Annotated in this window: 12 protein-coding genes and 1 pseudogene; 3 read left to right on the top strand and 10 right to left on the bottom strand. The window is 63.8% G+C overall.

Annotated features, from left to right (window positions below; all coding sequences use genetic code 11):
* From RT424_RS24595 to RT424_RS22465, 8 genes and pseudogenes are all read right to left on the bottom strand, one after another.
* The coding region (locus RT424_RS24595; protein ID WP_409521574.1) for a hypothetical protein at window positions 1-263 on the bottom strand (263 nt) is incomplete at its 3' end.
* A gap of 215 nt (window positions 264-478) precedes the next feature.
* Window positions 479-664, bottom strand: a pseudogene (locus RT424_RS24590) (hypothetical protein); the annotation flags it as partial.
* A 126-nt stretch (window positions 665-790) separates the two neighbouring features.
* Complete coding sequence (locus RT424_RS22490) at window positions 791-1309, bottom strand: lipocalin family protein (RefSeq protein WP_313442790.1); 519 nt, start codon at window positions 1307-1309, stop codon at window positions 791-793.
* 241 nt (window positions 1310-1550) lie between these two features.
* Window positions 1551-2471, bottom strand: a complete 921-nt coding sequence (locus RT424_RS22485; RefSeq protein ID WP_313442788.1) for a copper resistance protein B — start codon at window positions 2469-2471, stop codon at window positions 1551-1553.
* Window positions 2471-4234, bottom strand: a complete 1764-nt coding sequence (locus RT424_RS22480; protein ID WP_313442786.1) for a copper resistance system multicopper oxidase — start codon at window positions 4232-4234, stop codon at window positions 2471-2473. The genes RT424_RS22485 and RT424_RS22480 overlap by 1 nt, the downstream gene beginning before the upstream one ends.
* A gap of 25 nt (window positions 4235-4259) precedes the next feature.
* Window positions 4260-4826 carry an RNA polymerase sigma factor gene (locus tag RT424_RS22475; protein WP_313442784.1) on the bottom strand — a complete coding sequence of 189 codons (567 nt, stop codon included), beginning with the start codon at window positions 4824-4826 and terminating at the stop codon, window positions 4260-4262.
* 5 nt (window positions 4827-4831) lie between these two features.
* Window positions 4832-5272, bottom strand: a complete 441-nt coding sequence (locus tag RT424_RS22470) for a periplasmic heavy metal sensor (RefSeq protein ID WP_313442783.1) — start codon at window positions 5270-5272, stop codon at window positions 4832-4834.
* Window positions 5273-5274: 2 nt separating this feature from the next.
* Window positions 5275-5544 (bottom strand): hypothetical protein, encoded by a 270-nt coding sequence (locus tag RT424_RS22465; protein WP_313442781.1) that lies wholly within the window; start codon window positions 5542-5544, stop codon window positions 5275-5277.
* A 175-nt stretch (window positions 5545-5719) separates the two neighbouring features.
* Between RT424_RS22465 and RT424_RS22460 the strand changes: the two genes are divergently transcribed.
* From RT424_RS22460 to RT424_RS22450, 3 genes are all read left to right on the top strand, one after another.
* Complete coding sequence (locus RT424_RS22460) at window positions 5720-6109, top strand: copper resistance protein CopC (RefSeq protein ID WP_313442778.1); 390 nt, start codon at window positions 5720-5722, stop codon at window positions 6107-6109.
* Window positions 6110-6174: 65 nt separating this feature from the next.
* The gene (locus RT424_RS22455; protein ID WP_313442776.1) at window positions 6175-7050 is read left to right on the top strand and encodes an oxygenase MpaB family protein; all 876 of its coding nucleotides are present in this window, start codon (window positions 6175-6177) and stop codon (window positions 7048-7050) included.
* 130 nt (window positions 7051-7180) lie between these two features.
* The gene (locus tag RT424_RS22450) at window positions 7181-7447 is read left to right on the top strand and encodes a DUF2171 domain-containing protein (RefSeq protein ID WP_313442774.1); all 267 of its coding nucleotides are present in this window, start codon (window positions 7181-7183) and stop codon (window positions 7445-7447) included.
* 65 nt (window positions 7448-7512) lie between these two features.
* Here RT424_RS22450 and RT424_RS22445 read toward each other — a convergent pair whose 3' ends face one another.
* Together RT424_RS22445 and RT424_RS22440 are read right to left on the bottom strand one after the other, a co-directional pair.
* Complete coding sequence (locus RT424_RS22445; RefSeq protein WP_313442772.1) at window positions 7513-7674, bottom strand: hypothetical protein; 162 nt, start codon at window positions 7672-7674, stop codon at window positions 7513-7515.
* Window positions 7675-8004: 330 nt separating this feature from the next.
* On the bottom strand, window positions 8005-8499 hold a 495-nt coding region (locus RT424_RS22440; RefSeq protein ID WP_313442770.1), incomplete at its 5' end, for a DUF885 domain-containing protein.

The raw sequence follows: 8499 nt of genomic DNA, 5'->3' as shown, positions 1-8499 counted from the left end.
GCACTTCGAAGCGCACATTGCGCACCAGCACGTCCTCGCACCGATAGAGGTGGAGATTCCAGAACTGCGAGTCCTTGAAGGTCACACCCTCTACAAGCACCCCTCTGGAATTCTCGATCAGGGCGAGGCGCGCGCGTGGCAAGCCGAGGTTGGGAAATTCGTCCGGCACCGGCGCCGCGTTGCGCAGTTTCCAAAACAGATCCCAGATCGGCCGGCCGGCGCCGTCCAGCGTACCGCTGCCGGTGATCCGCAGTCCGTGGCATCCATCCGCGTTGAGCAGCGCGGGCGTGAAGCTGGCCTCGAAATGACCTTCGATACGGGTACGGCGCGGTGGAAAGTTCTCCATGCGGGTGGTGCAGCGCAGGACCGCCCCCTCCTCCAGATGGAGATGGACCCCCGGCTTCAGAAACAGGGCCCCGCTGACGAACACGCCCTTGGGAACCAGCACCGTCCCCCCGCCCCTTGCAGCAAGTCGATCTATGGCAGCCTGGATCGCTCGGGTATTGATCGTCTTTCCGTCGGGCTTGGCGCCGAACTGCGTGATGGATACCGGCGCGACGGATCGCGCCAAGGCATCCGGGCCGGTGGTCAACAATGGCAGTGCCAGCAGGGATAACGCGAAAGTACGGCGATCAAAGGGGCTGGCGCAGGGGCTGGTGGTCATCTTGGCTCCCGTACGGGAGCGAAAGTCGGCAGACCGATCCGCAACCCTTCGATCCCATATTATGCTATGTTATCCCATGATACACGACGCCCGCCGTAAGAAAAGCGCTTCCGAAGGGGTGGCCTGTCAGTCGCTGAAAGCGGCCTCCGGTACGACATATCCGCTTTGCACCGGCGTGATGAGCGCGGAAAGATCAAAGCCTTCGCGTTCCGCCGCCTCCAGGAAATCCGCCTTGATCTCCGGTGCCAAATCGGCGCTACGCGACAGCAGCCAGAGATTCTCGCGGTCAGGCGTGCCTACGAGCGCTACCGAATAGTCCTGAGATATCCGCAGCACCCAGTAATCGCCCTTGGCGAAGGGTATCCAGCGCAGGAATTGCGGCAGAAAACTAACCTTCAGCTTCGCGTTGCTGCCGTCGATGGGTACGGCTTGCCCGATCGATCGGTCGGGCTTGCCGTCCTTGTCGATGCAGCGGTTCTCGACCCGCACCGTACCGTCGGGATTTCGGGCATAAGTAGCGGTGATGTCTCGCGCTTCGGCGTCTTCCCACTTCAGCGGCAGCCGGCAGATTTCAAACCAAGTTCCAAGATATCGGTCGAGATCCAGCGCGGGCACGGTAGCAACGTCATGCGTGTGATGAGCCATGGGCATCTCCCTTTCCCGGAAAAACGGAAGATGCATCGACTTGTTCCGTCAACGCCCTCGCGATGCTGCAACTGCACATGCAATTTTGTATATTGCGCTGCAATGCAACATGCCGCATGAAGGTGAGGCCTTTCAGGCATCCTCTCCCAAACTTTTCAAGCCGGTCCTCAGGGCCGGCTTTCTTTTTGGCCGCTTTTCGTCCGGCCTATACCAAGAAACCATCCTGGTTCGGCAAAGCCGGTCAGAACATGGCGCGCATGCCGAATACGGCCGAAAGCCCCGAAACCGCCTCGCCCGCAGCGGTTGCGGATCGCGCTGTCGCGCCCAGCTTGCGCTCCCAATGAAGGCCCACATAGGGCGCGAGCGATCGGTTCCGCTCGTATCGCAGGCGCGCACCGAGTTCGAGACGTTCAAACCCTGCGCCAACGTTCAGTTCGGGTACGTCCTGGAAAGCGACGTCCAGTTCCGCCTCGGGCTCCACAACCAGAGACTGGGTGATCCGCTGGGTATATCCCGCCTTGCCGCGCGCATGAATGTCACCGCGGTTCGAAACGAGAACTTGTCCGCCCAGTTCGAACCAGTAGGGCGCCAGCCCTTCGATGCCGACCAGGGCGTAAGTGCGTTGCGGATCGGGGCGAAAATCCTGGCGAACGCCCAGTTGAAGATTGAACCAGGGATCCAGTGCGTGGCGCCAGTAAGCCTCCAATTCGATGCGCTCCGCCCGTTCCGCGAACGTACCCTCTCCCTCGCTTTCCAGGACCAGACGATCGATATCGCCGCCGTACCAGGCCTGTCCTTCCCAGCCGAAACCATCGCCGCCCTTGCCGGTGCGATACTCCAGGCGATCCACCTGAAGCGCGAAAGTTGAGAAGGTCATCTCCTTGACCATCGCTTCGCGAGAAACCCTCATGCGATCGGCCGGGAAAAAGCGGTCCGCTGGAAAGTCGGTCGGCACTGGCGGCGGCGGCGCGTCTCCCGGTGCATCGGCAATCTCCTCCGCGCCCATGGCGTGCGTGCCATGATCCATGGCGGAATGGTCCATGGCGGACTGATCGCCGGTATGCGGCGCGGCGCCGGACTGGGCCTGCGCTCCCAGCGGAGCGGTCGCCAGCAGAGTGGTCCCCAGCACCAGGGCCGCCATGGTCGCAATGGCGCGCTCCATCAGCCTTGGCCCTCCCGACGGACCGTAACCACGCGCATCATGCCGGCATGCATGTGCAGGAGCATGTGACAGTGAAACGCCCAGTCTCCCTCGCCATCGGCAGTGAGATCGAAGGAGACCTTGCCGCCAGGCAGGACGTTGACCGTATGCTTGCGCGGACGATTCCCCGGTTCCCCGCTGACGAGTTCGAAGAAGTGACCGTGCAAGTGGATCGGATGCGGCATCATCGTATCGTTGACGAGGTTGACGCGAACCCGCTCTCCCAGCCGGAACGGAATCGGTTCCGGGTTTTCCGACATCGCCACTCCGTCCATCGACCACATGTATCTTTCCATGTTGGCGGTCAGATGGACATCGATCTGCCGGCTCGGCGCGCGGGGATCGGGATTGGGATCGCGCGCGCGCAGGTCGGCATATGTCAGCACGCGATGCTCGACGTTCTCCAGCCCGGTCGGGCGATCCGCCAGTCGGTCCACCGGCATTGGCGAAAGCGTGGCGACGCCCGGCCCGATCTTCACGCCCGGCGCCACCGAAGGGTCGCGCATCGACATCGAGTGGCCGCTCATCGAGGAATTGGCGGGCTGGCTAAGGTCTATGACGCCGCCCTCCCCCATGTCCATGCCGTCCATGTCCATTCCCATGTCACGCATGGTGAGGATGGGCCGCTCGCGTAGCTTCGGCGTTTCGCCGATGAGGCCCGGCCGCTGCGCCAGCGTGGCGCGGACCAGCCCGGAGCGATCGATGGCCTCGGCGATCACGCCATAGCTATCGGCTGCGCCGGGCTGGATGACGACGTCGTAAGTCTCGGCAATGGCGATCTGGAATTCGTCGACTTCGACCGGGGCAACGGGATTGCCGTCGGCCGCGACCACGGTCATCGGCAGGCCGGGAATGCGGACGTTGAAATTGGTCATCGATGAAGCATTGATCACCCGCAGCCGCACTTTCTCGCCCGGCGCGAAAAGGCCGGTCCAGTTCTCTGCATGGCCGTGACCATTGATCAGGAAGCTGTAGGTCGACCCGGTCACGTCCGAGATGTCGGTGGCGTCCATCCGCATCTGGGCCCAGGCAAGCCGGTCGGCCAGCGACTGGTCCTTGCCTGCCAGCAGGCTCGACAGGGTCTGCCGCTGCCGGTTGAAGTAGCCGCCCATCATCTTGAGCCGACGCATCTGTTCATGCGGGTGGATCGGGCTCCAGTCGGACAGCACCAGCACGTGTTCCCGATCGGACGCCACGGAATCGATGTTGGCCGGATCGATCACGATGGGCCCGAACAGGCCTTCCGCTTCCTGCATTCCCGAATGCGAATGGTACCAGAACGTGCCCGAATGGGTCAGCGGGAACTCGTAGACGAACGTCTCGCCCGGATCGATTCCGGGAAAGCTCACGCCCGGAACTCCGTCCATCTGGAACGGCACCAGCAGCCCATGCCAGTGGATCGAGGTCTGCACCTTGAGACGATTGGTAACGGCAATGCGGACCGTCCTTCCTTCGCGCAGCCGCAGAAGCGGCCCCGGAAGCGTGCCGTTGACCGTCACCGCGTGGCCCGAACGCCCACCGGTGGAGAAGTGAGTCTCGCCGATTTCCAGCGCGATGGCATCGCCGGAAAGGGCCTGGAAGCCCGTCTGGGCATGGGCCGTTCCCGAGGCGCCGCTCCTTGCCCAGGCGGGAAACATCCCCAGGCTACCAGCCAGACCGCCGCCGAGTGCCAGAAAGCGTCTGCGTTCCAGCAGGGCGCCTTGCGAATTATCCTGAGATGCCATGCAAACCCATACGGCTGCCCAGCGCCTATCCCTCGGACAGATGCGACAATTTTTGTCGGCCGCGATAGATCCGTGTTTCCACCGCCTTGCGGCTGATGCCCAGTACCGACGCGGCCTCTTCCTGCGACAGGCCCTCCACGGCGCAGAGCAGCAAGGGTTCCTTCAGTGCATCGGGCAAGGCGGCGATGGCGGCGTGGATGTGTGCCACCTCACGCTGCGACGCAAGCGCCTGCTCGGGATCGCCTCCCGCATCGGCAACCCCCGCAGCATCCTCGATCGGCAGCGCGAAAGCGAAGAAACGCCGTACTTTCCGACGCCGCGCCCAGTCATGGCACTTGTTGAGCGCGATGCGCAGTATCCACGCCCTGAACGGTCGTGCCGGATCGTAGCGGCGCAAGGCCATGAAAGCGGCCACGAAGCTTTCCTGCGTTACGTCCAGGGCATCGGCCTCGTTCCCCAAGTGCCCATGCACCATGCGGAACACGGCGCTCCGATGCGCCTCCATCAGCGCGGCGAAGCCCGCTTGCCGCCCGGCGAGCGCCGCTTCGACGGCGTCGGCATCGGAAGCCGACGACGGTCCTGGCCGGGCCATCCCGGTCAATCCTGAGGTGCGGCGGTCAGTGCCTGGGCAACGGCCCGGTCGAAGCGAGGGGTCTGATCGGCACGGAGTACGGCGCGCATTGCCAGGACGTGCCGGAGCGTGGCCTTCTGCAATTCGCCCATGGCAACATGCGAACGATCGATCGCTTTCTCGACATCGGAGCCATAGGCGTGCTCGTGCTCGATGGCGCGGGCGATCTCCGCATTGGCGGCCCGCAGCTCCCGCTCCAACTGCCCGCGGCGCGCTGCAAAGCCCTTCTCCAGTTCCTCGATCCGCAGCTTCTGGTCACGATCGAGGTCCAAGTCGCCGTGGATCAAGGCATGAATAGGGCCCCGATCCGGCACATCCGCGCGCAGCGTTCGCCCGATCCAGAGCGCGCCCAGAGCCACCAGGAAGGAGAGCAGCGCCACGAGAACATAGCGGTAGGCCTGCGCCATGATCAGAATGCCAGCAAGTGCGACGGCGCGGCGGCCGGCACGCCCAGCACCGGTTCGGCGCGGGAATCCCGCAAGCTCGAAGCCGGGGTGGAAAGCCCGCCCCATAGCCCCACCACCGCCGCCACGCCGCAGGCAAGCGCGAACCCGCGCCGCCCCGCCACCCGCTCGCGTCCGGCAGCCAGCCCCGCCATGACCGACACTTCGATCGTGCCGAGCGCGAGCGGCAGCGGCTCGTTGCGCAGCAGCGAAAGCATTTGATCGACTTGCTTCATCGGGCCCGATTCCACTTCCACTTTCCGACCCACCTTACGCGCGGATCGCATCTCATCCCTCACCGCCGATGCAAAAAAGTCCGGCGGGACGAGGGATGGCCATCGCCTTCTGCGTATGGGATCCAGCAAGTTCGGGCAAGCAGGTTTGCCCGCATACCGAAAACCGGGAGTTTCCATGCGTTCCAATGGCTCTATCGCTGCCTTGACGGCCGCCATCGCGGCGGCCCTCGCCGTCATTCCCGCAAGCACTCAAGCCCGTCCGGCGCTTGTGGCCGCAACCCCCGCCGCAAACGGAACGGTCGCGAAACCGGTATCGATCGTCCTGACCTTTTCGGAAGACCTGGAAGCACCGCTTTCCGGCATCGATCTGGTGATGACCGCCATGCCCGGCATGGCGCATCACGAACCGATGCCGATCAAGGGCATCGCGCCTCGGACCGAGGGCCGCAAGCTGGTCGTTGCCCTGCCCCGCCCCTTGCCGACCGGCACCTACCTTCTGACCTGGCATGCGGCGGGTGCGGACCGAGAAGATGTTCGGGGGAGCTACACCTTCACCGTGCGGTAACCGAGGATCTGGGCCGCCGGCGTTCTAACCTGTTGCGGCCCAACGATCCGAAGGCATAATGCGCCATGGCCGCGCTCAATCCGCCCACTCTTGCCGATGCCCTGAGTCCTGCCGATGCCTTGCGAACGCTGCTCCGGCGGCAGGTGCGTGCCGTATTCAACGACCGCGCCAAAGGCGAAGCGCCGGTAGTGCCTTCTCCCGAGGCTCTGTTCGAGCCCGACAGTCCTATCCGCATGGTCCATGCCGATGTCGTGGCGATGATGGTGGGCGGCATGCGGGCGCTCCTGTTGCAGATGCTGCATCCTGCGGCGCTTCAGGGGGTGCTGGACCATTCGGACTTCCGCGAGGATGTAGAAGGCCGGCTGCGCCGCACCGCCCGCTTCATCGCCGTCACCACATATGGCCATCGGGACGAGGCTGCACGGGCGATCGCTGCAGTGAACGCGATCCACGCTCGCGTACGCGGAACCCTGCCGAACGGCGCTCCCTATTCCGCAACCGATCCGCGCGTGCTGGGCTGGGTTCATCTTGCCGAGACGACGAGCTTCCTGGAAGCCTATCTGGCCTATGGCGATCCCGGCATGACGCCGGACGCGCAGGACCGCTATTTCCGACAGACGGCCGTCGTCGCCGGCATGCTGGGCGCCGCTCCCGCTCCCCGCAGTCGTGCGGAGGCGGCCATGCTCATGTCGGAAATGCGAAACGATCTGCGGAGCGGCCCCGCGACCCGCGAGGTTGCAGCATTCCTGCTGGAAGGAAGCGCGGGCCGCCGTCCCGGTTCCGTCATGCGCACGCTGGGCGGAGCCGCTGTCGATCTGCTGCCGCCGTTCTCCCGGACGATGCTGGGGCTGCGGCGGCCGGGAATATCCGTCCTGCCTGCCCTTGCCGGCACGCGGGCGATGGCCGGGATCGTGCGCTGGGCTTTTGCAGGATCGCGCTGACGCGAGGAACGGCGTTTCCCGTAAGCCGAACGGTCGGCACGCAAGGGATAGATCGGCTCGCTCCGCGCGTTCCTCATCGTGTCACCACGCGTGCTCCAGCAACAGCGCGCGTTCCACAAGGAGGTTCTCAATGGCTGATCTGAGCAATATCGCCGAACACATGGAAGTCATCGGCGCGGACGGCGTCCATATCGGCACCGTCGACAAGGTCGAGGGCGACAGGATCAAGCTGACGAAGGCCGACAGCGGCTCGCACGAGAGCCACCACCACTACATCCCCGGCGGACTCGTGGCTGCCATTGACGGCGGCCAGGTACGGCTATCTGCCAATGGCGACGTGGCCATCCTGTTCGAAGAGGAACAGGACGGAGAAGGAATCTCCGAACGCGGCGCCTGAATTCCCGCCACAGATCGCGCCCTTCCCCTTCGGCTTCAGCCGGAGCGGGTTGGGCTGCGGCTGCTTCAGGCAGCCAGCGGCAGTTCGCGCTGCTCGGCGGAAATCTCGATCTTACCGGCCTGTTCGGCGGCATCGGAAACCGGAGCCTGAGCCAGTGCCGGAATGTGACGCTCGGCCATGACGACGTCGCGACGATAGGCGAAATAAAGCGATACGAGCGAAAACATCTGAAACCACCTGAAAGCGCAGCACTCTGCTGCAATGCAACATTGCCGTGATGTGGCTGGTTTTCGCACTTGCCGCAAATGCAAGCAAATCGTCACTGGTTGCATTATGCGCAATAGTATCGGATCACCGCGAGAGTGCTGGCTGATTCAGGGATAGAAAATCTCCAGAAAATGAGATTTCCCGAGACGAAGGCTCGAGCTTCGAACGTCGGAATGCACTGCGCCATCATTGTTGCAAGTATCGCAATTTTGCATGTGCGAAAAGAAACTCGCGCCGCCGGAGGGACCGGCGGCGCGAGCTGTAACTTTGGTGAAGATGATGATCCTGGCTCATTCCTCGTCGGGATAGGGTCCCTTGCCACCGTCCTTGATCAACTGGTCGACACGCTGGTCGATCACCGGAAGCGGTACCCCACCCAGTTCTAGAACGGCGTCGTGGAAGGCGCGAATGTTGAACTTGGAACCAAGCGCGGTCTCCGCCTTCTTGCGCGCGTCCACGAAAGCCAACTGTCCCATGTAGTAGGAGAGCGCCTGGCCGGGCCAGGAGATGTAGCGGTCCACTTCGGTCTCGATCTCGTGATCCGAAAGCGCGGTATTGTCGCGGAAGTACTGCTGCGCCTGCTCGCGGCTCCAGCCCATGGCGTGGATGCCGGTATCGACCACCAGACGCGACGCGCGCCAGGCCTGATAGCTGAGCATGCCGAAGCGGTCGTAGGGCGTCTCGTACATGCCCATGTCCTCGCCCAATGCCTCGCAATAGAGCGCCCAGCCCTCGCCATAGGCAGAGAGATAGGTGTCTCGGCGGAACGCCGGCAGGTCCTTGTT

It is taken from the genome of Novosphingobium sp. (genome assembly GCF_032093395.1).
Lineage (GTDB): Bacteria > Pseudomonadota > Alphaproteobacteria > Sphingomonadales > Sphingomonadaceae > Novosphingobium.
This window is presented reverse-complemented; position numbering and strand designations above follow the sequence as displayed.

Coding starts and splice junctions, on each gene's coding strand:
- RT424_RS22490 (WP_313442790.1), bottom strand. CDS start 1,309: ATGGCTCATCACACGCATGACGTTGCTACCGTGCCCGCGCTGGATCTC.
- RT424_RS22485 (WP_313442788.1), bottom strand. CDS start 2,471: ATGGAGCGCGCCATTGCGACCATGGCGGCCCTGGTGCTGGGGACCACT.
- RT424_RS22480 (WP_313442786.1), bottom strand. CDS start 4,234: ATGGCATCTCAGGATAATTCGCAAGGCGCCCTGCTGGAACGCAGACGC.
- RT424_RS22475 (WP_313442784.1), bottom strand. CDS start 4,826: ATGGCCCGGCCAGGACCGTCGTCGGCTTCCGATGCCGACGCCGTCGAA.
- RT424_RS22470 (WP_313442783.1), bottom strand. CDS start 5,272: ATGGCGCAGGCCTACCGCTATGTTCTCGTGGCGCTGCTCTCCTTCCTG.
- RT424_RS22465 (WP_313442781.1), bottom strand. CDS start 5,544: ATGAAGCAAGTCGATCAAATGCTTTCGCTGCTGCGCAACGAGCCGCTG.
- RT424_RS22460 (WP_313442778.1), top strand. CDS start 5,720: ATGCGTTCCAATGGCTCTATCGCTGCCTTGACGGCCGCCATCGCGGCG.
- RT424_RS22455 (WP_313442776.1), top strand. CDS start 6,175: ATGGCCGCGCTCAATCCGCCCACTCTTGCCGATGCCCTGAGTCCTGCC.
- RT424_RS22450 (WP_313442774.1), top strand. CDS start 7,181: ATGGCTGATCTGAGCAATATCGCCGAACACATGGAAGTCATCGGCGCG.
- RT424_RS22445 (WP_313442772.1), bottom strand. CDS start 7,674: ATGTTTTCGCTCGTATCGCTTTATTTCGCCTATCGTCGCGACGTCGTC.